The organism is Streptomyces caniferus (assembly GCF_009811555.1).
Lineage (GTDB): Bacteria > Actinomycetota > Actinomycetes > Streptomycetales > Streptomycetaceae > Streptomyces > Streptomyces caniferus.
Window position 1 is genome coordinate 3,294,112 of the sequence record NZ_BLIN01000005.1, and the last position, 16,890, is coordinate 3,311,001.

Genomic DNA, 16,890 nt, shown 5'->3' on the forward strand with positions numbered 1-16,890 from the left:
GCTCAGACCTCGTAGACCGCGCCCGCCTTGGCGACCTCGACCGGCCCGTCGTAGGCCTTCTGGGCGTCACGGACGCTGATGGCCGGGTCGGTCCACGGCGGGATGTGGGTCAGCACCAGGCGCCCCGCACCGGCCCGCTGGGCGATCTCGCCGGCCTCCCGGCCGTTGAGGTGCAGGTCCGGGATGTCTTCCTTGCCGTAGGTGAAGGACGCCTCGCACAGGAAGAAGTCGCTGCCCGCGACGAGGTGCTCCAGCGCGTCGCAGGGGCCGGTGTCCCCGGAGTACGTCAGGGACCTGCCGCCGTGTTCGATGCGGAAGGCGAAGGCCTCGACCGGGTGGCTGACCCGCTCGGTGCGGATCGTGAACGGCCCGGTGGTGAGGGTGCCCGGCGTCAGGGTGCGGAAGTCGAAGACCTCGCTCATCGCGCCGTCGTACGGCAGATCGGCGTGCGCGGCGGTGAGCCGGCGCTCGGTGCCGGCCGGGCCGTGGACCGGCATCGGCGCGCAACGGCCGCCGTCCGGGCGGTAGTAGCGCACCACGAAGTAGCCGCACAGGTCGATGCAGTGATCGGCATGCAGATGCGACAGGAGTACGGCATCCAGGTCATAGAGGCCGATGTGGCGCTGCAGCTCGCCCAGGGCGCCGTTGCCCATGTCGAGGAGCAGCCTGAAGCCGTCGGCCTCCAGGAGGTAGCTCGAGCAGGCCGATTCCACGGAAGGGAACGACCCCGAGCATCCGACGACGGTGAGCTTCATAGCGGGCGTGAACCTCCGTGGGCGGGGGCGGCGGACGGGAGCCTCCCCTGCTCGAACGCAGTGGAGAGCGTGGGGAAGGCTCCATGCGGGCTTCCCGGCGGGGCCTTGCCGGGTGGTGCCGGGTCCTTGGCGGTCGGTGCGGTGCCCACGAGCGTAAGGCGCAAAAGGTGCTGTGGCTCCTCCGGCGGGGCGAGCTGTGGGCGGAATCACCAGTCTGGGCTGTCGCCCCGTACGCCCGTACGGAGTGGCCGGTGACTCAAGGGTGTTCCGCCCGCCCCTCGCCGTGCGGCGGACCGGACGCCGTAGGGGGGAGAAGGTGCTGCGGGGGTGCCCCGGTCCTCACCGGTGCACCCCCGAGTCCCTCGTCCCGCCGCCGCGGCGGGCCCCTGCGGCCGCTCCGCCGCCGGGCGGCTACGCCCAGAGCTGGCCGTGCAGCGCGGCGATCGCCGCTTCCGTGGTTTCGGCGGTGTACACGCCGGTGGAGAGGTACTTCCAGCCGCCGTCGGCGACGACGAAGACGATGTCGGCGGTCTGCCCCGCCTTGACCGCCTTCTTGGCGACGCCGATCGCGGCATGCAGCGCCGCGCCGGTGGAGATGCCCGCGAAGATGCCTTCCTCGGCGAGGAGTTCACGGGTGCGGCGGACCGCGTCCTGGGAGCCCACCGAGAACCGCGTGGTGAGCACGGACTCGTCGTAGAGCTCCGGGATGAAGCCCTCGTCGAGGTTGCGCAGACCGTAGACGACATCGTCGTAGCGCGGCTCGGCGGCGACGATCTGGACGCCGGGGACCTGCTCGCGCAGGTAGCGGCCGACGCCCATGAGCGTGCCGGTGGTGCCCAGACCGGCCACGAAATGGGTCACGGAGGGGAGGTCGGCGAGGATCTCGGGGCCGGTGGTGGCGTAGTGCGCACCGGCGTTGTCGGGGTTCCCGTACTGGTAGAGCATCACCCAGTCGGGGTGCTCGGCGGACAGCTCCTTGGCCACCCGGACGGCCGTGTTGGAGCCGCCCGCCGCGGGCGAGGAGATGATCTCGGCGCCCCACATGGCGAGCAGCTCGCGCCGCTCGGAGGAGGTGTTCTCCGGCATCACGCACACGATGCGGTAGCCCTTGAGCTTGGCCGCCATGGCGAGCGAGATGCCGGTGTTTCCGCTGGTCGGTTCGAGGATGGTGCAGCCGGGGGTGAGCCGGCCGTCCTTCTCGGCCTGTTCGATCATGTGCAGCGCCGGGCGGTCCTTGACCGAGCCCGTGGGGTTGCGGTCCTCCAGCTTCGCCCAGATGCGGACGTCGTCGGAGGGGGACAGGCGCGGGAGGCGGACGAGAGGGGTGTTCCCGACCGCCGCCAGCGGGGAGTCGTACCGCACGTCAGACCATTCCGCCGGCCACCGCCGGGAGGATCGTCACGCTGTCGCCGTCGGCGAGCTTGGTGGAGATGCCCTCCAGGAAGCGGACGTCCTCGTCGTTGAGGTAGACGTTCACGAAGCGGCGCAGCTGCTCGCCGTCGACGAGGCGCTCGCGGATGCCGGCGTGCCGGCTCTCCAGGTCGGTGAAGAGGTCGGCGAGGGTCTCTCCCTTGCCCTCGACGGCCTTCTCGCCGTCGGTGTAGGTGCGCAGGATGGTCGGGATTCGGACCTCGATGGCCATGGAGTGCTCCTGTGGGAGTGCGGGGCGGGGGCTGTACGTCCCGGGGCACGGCGTACGGCGCGCCGGGAGGCGTCGGGTGACGCGGGAAGTGCGGGGTGCCGGAGGCGGGCGCCGGGCGCCCGGGGCAGGCCGGGTCAGGCGGCGCAGCGCGGACAGATGGCGCTGGAAAGGCGGCACAGATCCACGTGCAGCCGTGCGGCTCCGCAGCCGAACGCGCCCAGCAGGGCGGATGCGGAGCGACGCGTGGCGAGTGGAGCGCGCAGCAGCATGCCCGGCCTCTTCTCGCTCACGTCGTGGTCAACCATGCGGTCATCGTATCGATTCCCGGTCCGGGTATTGGAACCTCGTCCCATGATGCGGACGATCGGTGTACACCAGGTGGGACGGCCTCAGGAGTAGGCCGCCACGACCTCGACCTCTTCCTCGGTGACCTCGCCGTCCACGATCCGGTACGAGCGGAACTGGAAGGGCCCGGCGTCGTCGGTGTCGGCGGTCGATACCAGGACGTAGTGGGCGCCGGGCTCGTTCGCGTAGGAGAGGTCGGTGCGCGAGGGGTAGGCCTCGGTCGCGGTGTGCGAGTGGTAGATGATCACCGGTTCCTCGTCCCGGTCGTCCATCTCGCGGTAGAGCTTGAGCAGGTCGGCGGAGTCGAATTCGTAGAACGTGGGCGACCGGGCGGCGTTCAGCATCGGGATGAAGCGCTCGGGGCGGCCACTGCCCGCCGGTCCCGCGACCACGCCGCAGGCCTCGTCGGGGTGGTCCTGGCGGGCGTGCTCGACGATCTGGTCGAAGAGCGCCTTGGTGAGGGTCAGCATGGCGCCAAGAATAGACAGCGGGCCCGCACGTACCGAAGAGTGGTACGCACGGGCCCGCATGCTGGACGGTCGGGCGATTCGCCCCGGTCCGCCCGAAAGGCGCCTCAGTCCTTGGAGCCCTTGGCGGAGGCGTCCTGCGGCGTCGTGCCGGCCGTCAGGCCGTTCGCCGCGTCCCGCCGCTTGATGCAGAGGTAGCCGACGCCCAGGATGAGCGCCCACACGGGAGCCGCGTAGAGCGAGATCCGCGCGTCCGGGTCGACGCCCATCATCACGATCACCATGGCGATGAAGGCCAGCGCGAAGACCGAGGTGTAGGGGCTGCCGGGGGCCTTGAACTCGGACTGCGGCAGCTCGCCGCGGTTCGCCTTGGCGCGGTAGCGCAGCTGCGAGGCCAGGATGACGATCCACGCCCACATACCGGAGATGGTGGCGAAGGAGACGACGTAGTTGAACGCCTCACCGGGCCACTGGTAGTTGATGTAGACGCCGAACAGCATCATCGCGACCGAGACGCCGGTGCCCCAGGTGGGCAGGCCGTTCTTGCTGAGCTTGGTGAAGAACTTCGGGCCCTGGCCGTTGAGCGCGAGGTCGCGCAGCATCCGGCCGGTGGAGTACATACCGGAGTTGGCCGAGGACAGCGCGGCGGTCAGCACGACGAAGTTGACGATGCCGGCGCCGGCGGGCAGACCGATCTGCTGGAAGGCGGCGACGAAGGGGCTGACGCCCGGCTTGAAGACCGTCCAGCTGACGACGGACAGGATGATGATCAGCGCGCCGATGTAGAAGAGGCCGATCCGCCACGGCACGGTGTTGATCGCCTTGGGCAGGACCTTCTTCGGGTTGGTCGCCTCGCCCGCGGTGACGCCGACGAGTTCGACGGCGAGGAAGGCGAACATCACGATCTGCAGCGTCATCAGCGTGCCGCCGATGCCCTTGGGGAAGAAGCCGCCGTGGGACCACAGGTTGGTGAAGGAGGCGGTGTCACCGGCGTCGGAGAAGCCGAGCGTGATCACGCCGAGGCCGATCAGGATCATGCCGATGATCGCGGTGACCTTGACCATCGAGAACCAGAATTCCAGCTCACCGAAGATCTTCACGGAGATCAGGTTGATACCGAAGAGCGCGACGGTGAAGACCAGCGCCGCCGCCCATTGCGGTATGCCCTTGTTCCAGTACTGAACATAAGTGGCCGCGGCGGTCACTTCGGTAATTCCGGTGACGACCCAGAACAGCCAGTAGGTCCAGCCGGTCACAAAGCCGACGAAGGGACCGAGGAATTCTCGCGCGTACTCCGAGAAGGAGCCGGAGACGGGCCGGTACATGAGCAGTTCGCCCAGGGCCCGCATGATGAAGAAGATGACCAGACCGACGATGGCGTAGGCGAGGATGATGCTCGGCCCGGCCATCGAGATCGCCTTACCGGCTCCGAGGAAGAGACCGGTACCGATGGCGCCACCAATGGCGATCATCTGGATCTGACGGTTTCCCAGACCTCGCTGATAGCCCTCTTCGGGGGCCTGCTCAGCTGCCTCGTTGCCGTCGTGTTGCTTGTCGACCTGCACAGAGGTCATGTGTGGTGCGCCTTTCTCCATACCGACCCGGTCTGTCCGGATCGGGTCCCGATCCCCCCGGATGGAGTTCCTGCACGCCGACGGTCGGCCGGCACAGCGCTCCCGCGGCGACAGGGGTGGCGTCGCTCACGGCAGGTCGTGAACATGTATCACGGCGTCTCGCGGATCGCCTAGGGATGGCGCAAAGCAAACCACACGGAAAAGGGGACAAGGCCCATGAAGTGCCGCAATTCACATGGCGGCAGTGACGCGATCGTTATCCGGATTTGAGCCTCCGCTGAGCGGACATCGCGGAAACAACCGGAGTGGTACGCCCGGATTTCAGCCCATTAGAGACTCGACAAGAGTCTCCTGGAGCCCGCCGAGCCACAGATATGCCATCACCATCGGCTTGCGCGGATCGCTGTCCGGGAGCCGCAGCAGCTCGCCGCCGTCCTCTTCATCGGTCACTTCAAGCCGTGTTCCGATGGCCAGCCTGAGGTCGTTGAGCGCCCCCAGCCACTGACGGCACTCACGGGGGTCGAGGCGGAGCATCGCGCTGTCGCCGGCGGGCGCCAGGGTGTCCAGCGCGCGGATCAGCGCCAGGGCGTCCTCGCGCTTGCGCGAGCGCAGGTCGTTCTCGGTGTAGCGGCGGAATTCGGCGGAGGCGGCGCGCACATCGTCGTCGGGGACGAGGTCGGGCCCGCCGTAGGCGTCGGGGAAGAGGCGGGCCAGCACCGGGTCGGCGGGCGGCTCGCTGGGGCCGTCGTTGAAGATCGACGCCAGCAGGTCGTCGCTCTCGTCCTCGCCGGTCTCCTCGCCCGGACCGATCAGCTCCATCAGCTGGACGGCGAGGCTGCGCAGGATGGAGATCTCGACCTCGTCGAGGGGTACGGCGGCGCCGCCGCCCGGCTGCGGCTCGAAGTGCCCGGTCATCGGCGGTCCTGCTGAAGCGTCGCCCACAGGCCGTAGCCGTGCATGGCCTGCACGTCGCGCTCCATTTCCTCGCGGCTGCCGCTGGAGACCACCGCGCGTCCCTTGTGATGGACGTCGAGCATCAACTGGTGCGCCTTGTCCTTGGAGTAGCCGAAGTACGACTGGAAGACATAGGAGACATAGCTCATGAGGTTGACCGGGTCGTTGTGGACGATCGTGACCCACGGGACGTCGGGTTCGGGGACCTCGAAGGGTGCCTCGCTCGACTCGGGGCGCTCGATCTCGACCGGGACACTGAGGGTGCAGCGATACGGCCGGAGCGTAATCGTGGGTGACGGGTGGGCGCTCACAGGCCCCATGCTGCCACCCGAGGGCGGGCGACGCACAAATGCCCCTTGCGCGGGCCGCGTCGGCGAGCCGCGCACGGCGGCCGCGGGCGCCCTTTTGTCGCTCCCGGAGCACTATCGTCAATGTGACGAGTACGAGAGGTAGCATCTCCCCCATGAACACAGCAGACCTGGGGCTGCCGGTGGCCGTGCCGTCGACTGCGCTCTTCACCGACCAGTACGAACTCACCATGCTGCAGGCAGCGTTGCGGTCCGGGACCGCGGAACGGCGCTCGGTCTTCGAGGTCTTCACCCGCCGGCTCCCCGAGGGCCGGCGCTACGGCGTGGTGGGCGGCACCGGCCGGGTGCTGGACGCGGTGGAGAACTTCCGCTTCGACGAGACGATCCTCGGCTTCCTGCGCGAACGCGCCATCCTCGACGAGCCGACGCTCCGGTGGCTGGCCGACTTCCGCTTCCGCGGCGACATCTGGGGCTACCCGGAGGGCGAGGTCTACTTCCCCGGCTCCCCGATCATGCGGGTCGAGGGCACCTTCGCCGAGGCGGTCCTCCTGGAGACGGTGATCCTCTCGATCCTCAACCACGACTCCGCGGTGGCGGCGGCCGCCTCCCGGATGTCGGTGGCGGCCGGCGCCCGCCCGCTGATGGAGATGGGCGCCCGGCGCACCCACGAGCTGTCGGCGGTGGCCGCGTCCCGCGCCGCCTACGTCGGCGGCTTCCACACCACGTCCGACCTGGCGGCCGGCTTCCGCTACAACATCCCCACCGTCGGCACCAGCGCCCACGCCTTCACCCTGCTGCACGACACCGAGCGGGACGCCTTCACCGCGCAGGTCGACAGCCTCGGCAGCGGCACCACCCTGCTCGTGGACACCTTCGACGTCACCGAGGCGGTGCGCACCGCCGTGGAGGTGGCCGGCCCCGGTCTCGGCGCCGTCCGGATCGACTCCGGCGATCTGCTGCTGATCGCCCACCGGGTGCGCCAGCAGCTGGACGAGCTGGGCGCCACCAAGACCAAGATCGTGGTGACCAGCGATCTCGACGAGTACGCCATCGCCTCGCTGGCCGCCGCGCCGGTGGACGCGTACGGCGTCGGCACCCAGCTGGTGACCGGCAGCGGGCACCCGACCTGCTCGATGGTCTACAAGCTGGTCGCCCGCGCCGACAGCGAGGAGCCCGGCGCCCCGCTGCGGCCGGTCGCGAAGAAGTCGATGGGCGCCAAGACCTCGATCGGCGGCCGCAAGTGGGCCGCGCGCCGGCTCGACGAGGACGGGGTGGCCGTGGCCGAGGTCATCGGCACCGGGCCGGTCCCGGCGGAGCTGGCCGACCGGCAGCTGGCGGTGCCGCTGGTGAGCGCCGGCGAGGTGGTGGCCCGGGAGCCGCTGGACGCCGCCCGCGAGCGGCACATCGCCGCCCGCGCCCGGCTGCCGCTGTCGGCGACCCAGCTCTCCCGCGGCGAGCCCGTCCTGTCGACCGAGTACGTCTGAGCGTCCACCGCGTACGTCCGGCCCGGCGCCACGGCCCGTGAGCGGGGTGCCGGGCGGCGGCCGGGGCGGGCCGCCCGGCATCCACCGCGCTGCCGGGCTCCGCACCACTCCCGCAATCCCCCTCCAGTGGCTACCCTCGGTCACACCACCGTTCCGCGCCCCTCCCCTCGATTCCCAGCCGGAAGGCACGCACCATGCACCGGGCATTGATCGTCGTTGATGTGCAGAACGACTTCTGCGAGGGCGGCAGCCTCGCGGTGGCGGGGGGTGCGGATGTCGCGGCGGCCATCACCGATCTGATCGGCCAGGCGGCCGGCGGCTGCTACCGATACGTCGTGGCCACCCGCGACCACCACATCGATCCCGGTGACCACTTCTCCGACGCCCCGGACTACGAGCACTCCTGGCCGGTGCACTGCGTGGCCGGCACGGAAGGCAGCGGCTTCCACCCCAATTTCGCGCCGGCGATCGCCTCCGGCGCCATCGACGCCGTCTTCGACAAGGGCTCCCACACCGGTGCCTACAGCGGTTTCGAGGGCGCGGACGAGAACGGCACCCCGCTCGAGGACTGGCTGCGCGCGCACCGCGTCAGCGAGGTCGACGTGGTGGGCATCGCCACCGACCACTGCGTACGCGCCACCGCCCTGGACGCGGTCCGCGCCGGGCTGCGCACCCATGTCCTGCTGGACCTGACCGCCGGTGTGGCCGCGCACACCACCGAGCGGGCGCTGGAGGAGCTGCGGGCGGCCGGCGCCGAGCTGACCGGCAAGCCGGTGGTCCTCGGCGGCTAGGACGTGTCCTGTGGATCGGGCCGGGGCCGATCCGAAGGACACGCCCTGGAGCCGCCCGCGGGGCCCTCAGGCGGCCGATGCGGGGCGTTCGTCGTCCCCGTCCGGGTCCTCCCCGCCGACCGGGAACGCCGGATTGCGCAGCAGCGCCCGTATCGGATGCCACGACTCGGTGTCGTCCTCCGGGGCCTCGCGCCAGACCAGGCCGTCCGGATGGTGCAGCACGGCCGTGATCTCGTCGGGTGTGGGCGGCTCGGAGTTGCCGCGCAGGTAGACGGCCCGCAGCCCGAGATTGCGCAGCCTGGTCAGGGCGCGCTGGCGGTTCACGGCATGGACCAGGACCCGCACCCGGCAACCGCAGTCGTACAGGCCGGCCGGCGCCCCGTGGGGCGGTCTGGGCAGCGAGAGGGCGACCACCACGCTTCCGCCAGGAAGCCTGATGAAACCGCCACCGGACATCGTCATATCTCCCCCGTGAGACTTCGCGTCAACAAGGAACTGTAGAACGCATCTAAACGCGAATCGGCCGCCGCCCGCTAGGGGGCGACGGCCGAATAGCCTCTGACCTGCGATTTTACCTTTTACTTACCGGCGCGGCCGACCCGGAGCGTCACCGTGGAGCCGTCGCGGGCCTCCTTGGTGATCTTGATCTGGGTGTTGGTGTCAGGGACGATCACACCACCGGTCGGGTTCGTCTTGTCGTAGTAGACGCCGTGCCGGTCGTCGAAGAGCGTGACGCCCTTCTTCGAGGTGATCTTGACCTGCTTGCCGTCCCGGTGGAGGGTCAGCGCGTCGGTCGGGAACCGCGTGAAGGTCGAGTCGTAGGACTGGAAGCGGTTGCGCATCAGCTTGCCGTCGGCCCAGTGCTCGGCCTTGGGGTGCGCGTCGACCGGCAGGATCTGCCCGTAGCCGGGGTGCTGGCCGACGTTGTTGTCCGGCTGCGAGGTGTCCCACAGCCAGATCAGCACGCCGTTCTGGTACGGGAAGTGCTCCACCCAGCTCGGCTTGGCGGTGGTCCAGCCGAAGTTGTACGGGCCGACCTTGAGGGTCTTGTCGTACGACACGTACTGGCGGTTCTCGGCGATGTAGTACTGCGGGTAGTCCTTGGTGAAGGACGCGCCGATGCGCGAGAAGCCCTTGCTGGTCCAGCCGTTGTCGCCGCCCTCGGCGTTGTCGCTGAACAGCGCCTGGCCATCGGCGGTGACGCCGATGCTGTCGGCCGCGAAGCCCTTCTGCGCCGCGCCGCCGTCGGTCTGGTAGCGGAAGCGGAGGTCGATCTTCTTGCCCGCGTAGGCGTCCAGCGGGTAGACGAGGTCCTGGTAGGAGGCGACGGTGCCGGTCAGGGCGGGCTTGTCGCTGCCGTCGCGCGGAATGGCCTTGCCGCCCGCGGTGCCGTCCAGGGCCGTCCAGTTGTTGCCACCGTCGGTCGAGACCTCGGCGTAGAGGTAGTCGTAGTCCTTCTCGATGTCCCACCAGCCCTTGAGGCCCAGGGACGCCTTGGACTTGCCGGTGAGGTCCACCTGCCGGGACAGGGTGTTCTTCAGGTCGTTGCCCATGTCGCTCCACCACTGGTGGGAGCCCTCCGCGGGCGCGACGATGTCGGTCTTGACCTGCTTGGCGGGCAGCTCGACGACCACTGCCTGCTTGTTCTTGGTGTTGTACTCGGCGACGCCCAGCTTGTGGGTGGACTTCTTCGCGGCCTTCGCCTTGCCGTAGTTGAGCCAGCCCAGCTGCAGCTTGTCCCAGGCGCTCATGTCGCCGGGCAGGTTGCCGATGTCGTCCTTGCCGGTGCCGAGCCAGGAGCCGCCCGACATCAACGACCAGAAGTCCACCGAGGATTCGCCGGTGCCGCTGGTGTCGTACTCGTCCGGCAGGCCCAGGTCATGGCCGTACTCGTGGGCGAAGACGCCGAGCCCGCCGTTCTCCGGCTGCATGGTGTAGTCGCCGACCCAGATGCCGGTGTCGCCGATCTGGGTGCCGCCCGCCTTGTTGGCGCCCGGACCGGTCTTGCCGGCGTCGGTGCCGTAGGCGTACCAGCGGTGCGCCCAGATGGCATTGGTCTTCTGGACACCGCCGCCCGCGGACTCGTCCTCGCCGGCGTGCACGATCTGGAAGTGGTCGATGTAGCCGTCGGGCTCGTTGAAGTTGCCGTCGCCGTCGTGGTCGTAGCGGTCCCACTGGTCGTACTTGGCGAGGTCGGCCTTGATCTGGGCGTCGGTGCGGCCCTTGGCCTTCTGGTCCTTGGCCCACTGGTTCACGCCGTCGCGGATCAGGTCCCAGGCGCTGGCGCAGTTGGTCTGGCCGCAGTAGTTGGAGCCGTACCGGGCCTCGTTGTAGTCGACCTTGACCCAGTCGGAGACCTCGCCCTGGACCGAGTAGCGGCCCGAGGACTGCTTCTCGTAGTACTTGGCCAGCGACTGCTTCTTCTTGTCGTGCGAGAAGTAGAGGTCCTGGAAGTGCTTCTGGTTGAAGTCCTTCTGCCAGGCCGTGCTGTTGTCCTTGGCACGGTCCGGCTCGGCTATCTTGTTGTGCGCCGGGCCGGGGTCGCCGCCGAACTTCTTCACCGGCGGCTTGGGGCCGTCGCCGTCCGGGTCGTACATCGTGGTGTCGTCGACCTTGTCGCCGAAGTCCACGAGGACGGTGAAGATCTTGTCGGTCTTCTGCCGGGCGAGCTCGACGTACTTGCTCCTGCCGAGCTTGACGACCTTGGAGCCGTCCCGGTCGGTCGCCTTGGCGTCACCGGAGATGACCTGCTGGAGCGCTTCCTTGCGCTCGGCCGCCTGCTGGTCGCTGTAGGGGCCCTTGAGGTCGTGGTCCACGGTCCGCTCGGGGGCCGGGTCATGGCGCCTGGCAACGGGCGACGGTCCCTGGGCGTCGGCCGCGGCCACCCCCGAAGACAAAGCGGCCGCCCCGATCGCGGCAATCGCCGTGGCCAGGGCGGCCGATCTGAACACCGTTCTGTTGTCTCTCACTTGGCGCTGTCCTCCCCTTCGAACCGGTCACTGTTCGACGGCATTCGACCGGAAGTACGGGGAAAAAGACAGATCTTGACTTGGGCACGTCACCGAAGTACGTTTCTCGGTCCGCGAGTTACGGGTATCGGACGCCGCGGCGGACTGCACACGGGAGAGCGCGCCGGGCACGGCGGCAGGCCCGGCCGGGCGCCGCGGGGAGACCGCACGGGGCGCCGCGGGGGGAGCGTCATCCGGGCCGGCACGCGCCGGGCAGAGACCCGGTGTATATGCCCGGCGGGCATGCGCCCCCGCCCCCAACAGCCATGACGGCAGGGGGTGGTGGAACGGCGGCGGCGTTGTGCGCCCCCTGTGCTCCGGAACCGTGGGTTAGGTCACGCTTACTTGGCGTTCCGTTCGGGCAGTAACGACCGTAGGCTCGTTTGATGGCGCGCCCTTGACCGCCCCCCTGCCGACCCTCCGAGGACGGATTCCGCCATGCCTCGTCCGACTGCCGCACAGCTCGCCTACGGTTCGGCCACCGTCTTTCTCTCCACCCTCGCGATGCTGCTGCTCTCGCAGACGCAGACCGGGATCGGGATCGCGGTCATCGCCATCGCCGGGCTCGGGCTCGGGCTGCTGGTCGCCATGACGGTCCCGATGCCGGGGGTGCCGCGGGTGGTCCGCCGCCGTCTCGTACGCGCCGAGGAGCCCGCCGCGCCCGCGCCGTTGCGGGCCGTACCCGCCCCGCCCGAGCGCTTCCGGCCCGTGGCGGCGCCCGGCCGCACCCGCTGGAGCAGCCTCACCGGCCCGGCCGCCGCCACGGACGCCCGGGTCGGCGAGCACTCACGCTGAGCGGTCGCCGCCCGTCTCCGTGGACACCACCACGGTCTTCGCCGCCTTGTCGTGCAGACACTGGTGATACGGCTGGTCCCAGGTACACCACAGGACGTTGACCAGCCAGAAGATGAAGCCGCAGCACGGCACGATCTCCGGCAGCGTATAGACCGCCGCCCGGATCCAGCCCGCCTGGGGGGTCGGGCTCGAGCCGTTCGAGAGCATCGCCACCCGGATCTTCATCGCCATCTTGCCGAGGGTCTGACCGCGGCTGGAGAGCATCAGCCCTTCGTAGATGAGATACGCCAGCATGGTGACGCCCGATACCGTCGACTGCCTACCGGCCTCCACGCTGTCGGTGCTGAAGTAGTCCACCCCGCCCACGATCAACGTCATGATCACCGAGACCGGCACCCCGATGATGATGGCGTCGATGATGCGCGCCACGAGCCGGCGGCCGCGGTTCGCCAGCGGCGGCATCCCGGCCAGCGGGTCGGCCGGACCGGGCTGCCCGCCGTAGGGGTCGCCGGCGTACGGGCCGCTGCTGTACGGGGTCCCCGCGTAGGGCGGCGGGGTACCGCCCGGAGGCGGCGGGCCTCCCGGGGGCGGCGCGCCGCCGTCGCCGGTGCCCGCACCACCGCCCGTACCGTTGCCGCCCGTACCGTTGGCGCGCGGAGCGTGGTTGCGGGGGGCGCCGTTCTCACGGGGCGCGCTGTTACGGGGAGCGCCGCCCGCCGGGGGCTCCTGCGGCTTCTTCAGGAACGGGTCGTCCTCCGGCGGCTCACCGGAACCGGGACGGGGCTGGTCGGTACTCATGGCCCGAGTCGACCCTCTGTCGCGGCCCGCCGCATCCGGCGAAGTCCGTTCGGGGGACGGGCACCGGCCCGTCGGGGACGCGGTGCGCCGCGGCGGCGCCGGGCCACCGCGGCGGGGCGCGGAACGGACGGCGGGCGCCCGTCCCGGTGAGGAACCTCAGCCGGCGGCGACGAAGGTCCGCGCGGCCTTGTCGTGCCAGCACTGGCGCCACGGCTGGTCGAACACGCACCAGACGACGTTCACCACACCGACGACGAGCACGCCGAGCACGCTGTAGACGAACCAGCGCCGCAGCGCCGCGCCGAGGGTCGGGGTGTCGTGGCCCTCGATGTCGAGGACCCGTACGCCGCACAGCTTCTTGCCCAGGGTGCGGCCCCACTTGACGGTCGGCAGCGCCTCGTAGAGCGCACCGCCGATCAGCAGGACGGCCAGGATCGTGGCGAAGACCGGGATGGTGGTGCTGTCGATCAGATAGACCGTGACCTGGCGGCCGGACTGCTTGGCCGCCTCGACCTTGGCGTCGATGTGGTCGGTGACGGTGCCCCACATGGGGACGGCCACCGCGGCGGTGATCCCGCCCAGCACCAGCGTGTCGATCAGCCGGGCCGCCAGCCTGCGGCCGAGGCCCGCCGGGTGGCCCTGCGCGGCCTGGGCGGCGGCGAAGAAGGGGTCGGCGGCGGCCGGCGGCTTCCAGGGGATGACGCCGTCGGCGTCGGCGCCCGGAGCGCCGGAGGCGGCCGGTGCGGCACCGCCCTGCGGCGGGAAGCCGGCCGAGGGGGCGGACGCCTGCGGACCGGGGGTCTGCGGCGCGGGACTCGGAGGAGCCTGGTGCTGCGGGGCCTGCTGCTGCGGCGCCGGGCTCGGGGTCTGCTGCGGCGCCGGGGCCTGCTGGGGCGCCGGGTGGCCCTGCTGCCGGTCGCCGACGGACGGCAGCGACTGCGGGGAGCCGCTGTCGGGCGCGGCGGACGGGGCGCGGCCGCCGCCCGCGACGCGGATCGCCATCGTCTCGCCGCCCTTGGCGGGCTTGCCGGCGTCGGGGCGCACCGCACGGATCGCGGTGGTGCCCTGGTCGCCGGAGTTTTGGCCGCGGCGCGCGGCCGGGTTCACGGCCCGGATGGCGACCGTCCCGTCGGTGGGGCCCTCCTGGCGCGCGGCGGGCGCTGCCTCGCCGGCCGGTGCCTCGGCCGCGCCCTGCTCCTCGCGCTGCGGCGGCACCGCACCCCAGGAAGCGGCGCCCGACGGCGTTCCGGCGGGCGCCTGGTCCGGCGAGCCCCAGGAGATCCGGCGGTCGGTCTCGGCGCCGTAGCCGCCCTGCCGGGAGGCGTCGGCCTGCCAGGAGGCCGCCGGTTCGGGGCTGTTGCCGTGCAGCCGGGCCGGATCGTCCCAGCCGACGGCGGGCCGGGTCCCGACCTCGCCGCTGCGGCGTACGGCGGGCAGCGCGGAGCCGCCGGCCGCCTCCTCCTCGTCGAAGAAGACCGGGCCGGTCTCCTCGACCGATGGGGGTCCCCCCTGCTCGAGCGGAGCCGAGAGCTCGGGGGAGGGCGACGGGGCCGCACCGGGCGGCGGCGCGGGCATCGCCTCCCCCTCGGCGGGGGCGGGCCGGCTGGTGCCCGGCACCCATGCGGCACCGTTCCAGTACCGGATGTAGCCGGGGATGGACGGGTCCGGGTAGAAGCCTGGCGTGGGGCTACCGCCGGCGGATCCTGAGGTAGGGGCGCTCATGTCCGAAGTCCCGTATCTGTACTCGGCCTGGTGGGTGTGGGGTGCAGTCTGCCGCAACGCGGCGTCCACATCTATCAGACCCCGGTTGCCACAGTGTCCATGCCCGCCCACGACCACCTGGAAGAGGCGCGGGAAAAAAGTTGTACGAAGTCGTGTAATGGTTCGCCGCCCGGCGCCTCTCCCTCTGTGCGGGCCCGGTACCGGGTGTCCGCGGGGAGCGAGGAGAGGCGGACGTCATGCACACCGTGGTGGAGCGAGAGCTGGAGCTGGGCCTGGTCCTGTCACCGGAGCGGAACGTTCCGGTGCCGGCCCGGCTGACGTACCGGACGGACGACCCGTACGCCGTCCATGTCACCTTCCACATCGGTTCCGACACCCCGGTCCAGTGGACCTTCGCCCGCGAACTGCTCGTCGAGGGAGTCTTCCGGCCGTGCGGCGACGGCGATGTGCGGGTGTGGCCGACCAAGTTCGACGGCCGCAGCCTGGTCTGCGTCGAGCTGGACTCGCCGGACGGCCGGGCGCTGCTGGAGGCGCCGGCCGCCGCGGTCTCCGCCTGGCTGGAGCGCACCCTGCGGGTGGTCCCGCCGGGGTCCGAGCAGGGGCTCCTGGGCCTCGACAAAGGGCTGAGCGACCTGCTCGCCATGGCGTCGACGGACGATCTGCTGCCGGGCGGTCCCCGGCCCTCGGACGAGGCTCCCGAGGCCGGGGCGTAGGGGGCGGGAACGGGGCGCGCCGGGGCCGGGCCGGGGGCGTCCCGGCCGCCGCGCCCCAGCCGGGGCCGTCCCGGCCCCCGTTGCTCAGCCGCGGTACGCCTCCAGCAGCCGCAGCCACACCTCGCTGATCGTCGGGTAGGAGGGCACCGCGTGCCACAACCGCTCGAGGGGGACCTCGCCGGCCACCGCGACCGTCGCGGAGTGCAGCAGCTCCGCGATCCCGGAGCCGACGAAGGTGACGCCGAGCAGCACCTCGCGGTCCAGGTCGACGACCATCCGGGCCCGGCCGCGGTAGCCGTCCGCATACAGGGAGGCCCCGGCGACGGCCCCGAGGTCCTGGTCGATCACCCGGGTGCGGTACCCGGCCCGCTCCGCCGCGGCGGCGGTCAGGCCCACCGAGGCGGCCTCGGGGTCGGTGAAGACGACCTGCGGGACGGCGAGGTGGTCCGCGGTGGCGGCGTGCGCGCCCCAGCGGTCGGACTCCAGGATCGGGACGCCCCGGGCGCGCGCGGAGATCGCCGCGCCGGCGATCCTGGCCTGGTACTTGCCCTGATGGGTCAGCAGCGCGCGGTGGTTGACATCACCGACGCCGTAGAGCCAGCCGCCGGTCACGCCCGTCACCCGGAGGCTGTCGTCGACGTCCAGCCAGGAGCCGGCGGTCAGGCCGACGGTGTCCAGGCCGATGTCCTCGGTGCGCGGGGCCCGGCCGGTGGCGATCAGCAGTTCGTCGGCGACGATCTCGTCGTCGGAGTCCAGCCGGACGGTGACCGGGCCGCCCGGGGCCTCCCGGCGCACCTCGCGCACCTCGACGCCGGTCCGCAGGAAGACGCCGGCCTCGGCGAGCGACTCCGCGACCAGGTGGCCGGCGAAGGGCTCCATTCGGGGCAGCAGCCCGTCGCCGCGCACCAGCAGCGTCACGGAGGAGCCCAGGGCCCGCCAGGCGGTGGCCATCTCCACGCCCACCACGCCGCCGCCGACCACCACCAGGCGGCCCGGTACGGCCTTGGCGCTGGTGGCCTCGCGGCTGGTCCAGGGCCTGGCCTCGGCGAGCCCGGGGACGGGCGGCAGGACCGCGCGGCTGCCGGTGCACACCGCGACCGCATGCCGCGCGGTGAGCACCCGGCCGCCGTCGACGACCACCCGCCGGGGCCCGGCCAGCCGGCCGTGGCCGCGCACCAGGTCGATGCCGGACGAGTCCAGCCAGCGGACCTGGCCGTCGTCCTTCCAGTAGGAGGTGAACGCGTCGCGGTGGGCGAGCACCGCGGGCACGTCCAGGGGTACGTCCGCGGCGTCCTTGAGGCCGGGGACCCGGCGCCCTTCGGCACGGGCGGCGACCGGGCGCAGCAGGGCCTTGCTGGGCATACACGCCCAGTAGGAGCATTCGCCGCCGACGAGTTCGCTCTCCACGACCACCGCGCTCAGCCCGGCGGCGTGCGCCCGGTCGGCGACGTTCTCGCCGGTCGGCCCCGCCCCCAGCACGATGACGTCGTACGCCTCATCGGCGGCTCTGGTCGCATCGGTCGCTGCCATCGGC

General features: G+C 71.3%; 17 protein-coding genes. 4 read left to right on the forward strand and 13 right to left on the reverse strand.

Annotated features, from left to right (window positions below; all coding sequences use genetic code 11):
- Positions 1 to 2: 2 nt before the first annotated feature.
- The 8 genes from Scani_RS30960 to clpS form a co-directional block, all read right to left on the reverse strand.
- Positions 3 to 755 carry an MBL fold metallo-hydrolase gene (locus tag Scani_RS30960; protein ID WP_159481066.1) on the reverse strand — a complete coding sequence of 251 codons (753 nt, stop codon included), beginning with the start codon at positions 753 to 755 and terminating at the stop codon, positions 3 to 5.
- 411 nt (positions 756 to 1,166) lie between these two features.
- On the reverse strand, positions 1,167 to 2,117 hold the full coding sequence (locus tag Scani_RS30965) for a PLP-dependent cysteine synthase family protein (protein WP_159481067.1): 951 nt from the start codon (positions 2,115 to 2,117) through the stop codon (positions 1,167 to 1,169).
- A gap of 1 nt (position 2,118) precedes the next feature.
- A complete protein-coding gene (locus tag Scani_RS30970) occupies positions 2,119 to 2,397 on the reverse strand; it encodes a MoaD/ThiS family protein (RefSeq protein ID WP_159481068.1) in 279 nt (92 codons plus the stop codon).
- Positions 2,398 to 2,531: 134 nt separating this feature from the next.
- A complete protein-coding gene (locus Scani_RS30975) occupies positions 2,532 to 2,702 on the reverse strand; it encodes a putative leader peptide (RefSeq protein WP_328687836.1) in 171 nt (56 codons plus the stop codon).
- Between the two features lie 84 nt (positions 2,703 to 2,786).
- Positions 2,787 to 3,212: a M67 family metallopeptidase gene (locus Scani_RS30980; RefSeq protein ID WP_159481070.1), complete on the reverse strand. Its 426-nt coding sequence runs from the start codon at positions 3,210 to 3,212 to the stop codon at positions 2,787 to 2,789.
- Positions 3,213 to 3,316: 104 nt separating this feature from the next.
- Entirely contained in the window at positions 3,317 to 4,783 is a 1,467-nt protein-coding gene (locus tag Scani_RS30985) for an amino acid permease (RefSeq protein WP_159481071.1), read from the reverse strand.
- A 321-nt stretch (positions 4,784 to 5,104) separates the two neighbouring features.
- The gene (locus Scani_RS30990; protein ID WP_159481072.1) at positions 5,105 to 5,698 is read right to left on the reverse strand and encodes a DUF2017 domain-containing protein; all 594 of its coding nucleotides are present in this window, start codon (positions 5,696 to 5,698) and stop codon (positions 5,105 to 5,107) included.
- Positions 5,695 to 6,048 (reverse strand): ATP-dependent Clp protease adapter ClpS, encoded by a 354-nt coding sequence (gene clpS / locus Scani_RS30995; RefSeq protein WP_159481073.1) that lies wholly within the window; start codon positions 6,046 to 6,048, stop codon positions 5,695 to 5,697. Before clpS ends, Scani_RS30990 begins: the two co-directional genes overlap by 4 nt.
- A gap of 152 nt (positions 6,049 to 6,200) precedes the next feature.
- Between clpS and Scani_RS31000 the strand changes: the two genes are divergently transcribed.
- Both Scani_RS31000 and Scani_RS31005 read left to right on the forward strand, forming a co-directional pair.
- Positions 6,201 to 7,529 (forward strand): nicotinate phosphoribosyltransferase, encoded by a 1,329-nt coding sequence (locus Scani_RS31000; protein ID WP_159481074.1) that lies wholly within the window; start codon positions 6,201 to 6,203, stop codon positions 7,527 to 7,529.
- 194 nt (positions 7,530 to 7,723) lie between these two features.
- Complete coding sequence (locus tag Scani_RS31005; protein WP_159481075.1) at positions 7,724 to 8,320, forward strand: isochorismatase family protein; 597 nt, start codon at positions 7,724 to 7,726, stop codon at positions 8,318 to 8,320.
- 66 nt (positions 8,321 to 8,386) lie between these two features.
- Here the strand turns inward: Scani_RS31005 and Scani_RS31010 are convergent, their stop codons facing one another.
- Together Scani_RS31010 and Scani_RS31015 are read right to left on the reverse strand one after the other, a co-directional pair.
- Positions 8,387 to 8,776, reverse strand: a complete 390-nt coding sequence (locus Scani_RS31010; RefSeq protein ID WP_246296248.1) for a hypothetical protein — start codon at positions 8,774 to 8,776, stop codon at positions 8,387 to 8,389.
- A 122-nt stretch (positions 8,777 to 8,898) separates the two neighbouring features.
- The gene (locus Scani_RS31015; protein WP_159481077.1) at positions 8,899 to 11,289 is read right to left on the reverse strand and encodes an immune inhibitor A domain-containing protein; all 2,391 of its coding nucleotides are present in this window, start codon (positions 11,287 to 11,289) and stop codon (positions 8,899 to 8,901) included.
- Between the two features lie 477 nt (positions 11,290 to 11,766).
- Between Scani_RS31015 and Scani_RS31020 the strand changes: the two genes are divergently transcribed.
- Positions 11,767 to 12,123 carry a hypothetical protein gene (locus tag Scani_RS31020; protein ID WP_159481078.1) on the forward strand — a complete coding sequence of 119 codons (357 nt, stop codon included), beginning with the start codon at positions 11,767 to 11,769 and terminating at the stop codon, positions 12,121 to 12,123.
- Here Scani_RS31020 and Scani_RS31025 read toward each other — a convergent pair.
- Together Scani_RS31025 and Scani_RS31030 are read right to left on the reverse strand one after the other, a co-directional pair.
- Positions 12,115 to 12,921: an RDD family protein gene (locus Scani_RS31025; protein WP_159481079.1), complete on the reverse strand. Its 807-nt coding sequence runs from the start codon at positions 12,919 to 12,921 to the stop codon at positions 12,115 to 12,117. The two genes, Scani_RS31020 and Scani_RS31025, sit on opposite strands and share 9 nt — an antisense overlap.
- Before the next feature lie 156 nt (positions 12,922 to 13,077).
- On the reverse strand, positions 13,078 to 14,643 hold the full coding sequence (locus tag Scani_RS31030) for an RDD family protein (RefSeq protein WP_159481080.1): 1,566 nt from the start codon (positions 14,641 to 14,643) through the stop codon (positions 13,078 to 13,080).
- Positions 14,644 to 14,879: 236 nt separating this feature from the next.
- Between Scani_RS31030 and Scani_RS31035 the strand changes: the two genes are divergently transcribed.
- Positions 14,880 to 15,356 (forward strand): SsgA family sporulation/cell division regulator, encoded by a 477-nt coding sequence (locus tag Scani_RS31035; RefSeq protein ID WP_159481081.1) that lies wholly within the window; start codon positions 14,880 to 14,882, stop codon positions 15,354 to 15,356.
- An 84-nt stretch (positions 15,357 to 15,440) separates the two neighbouring features.
- Here the strand turns inward: Scani_RS31035 and Scani_RS31040 are convergent, their stop codons facing one another.
- Complete coding sequence (locus tag Scani_RS31040) at positions 15,441 to 16,886, reverse strand: dihydrolipoyl dehydrogenase family protein (protein ID WP_159481082.1); 1,446 nt, start codon at positions 16,884 to 16,886, stop codon at positions 15,441 to 15,443.
- Positions 16,887 to 16,890: the final 4 nt, after the last annotated feature.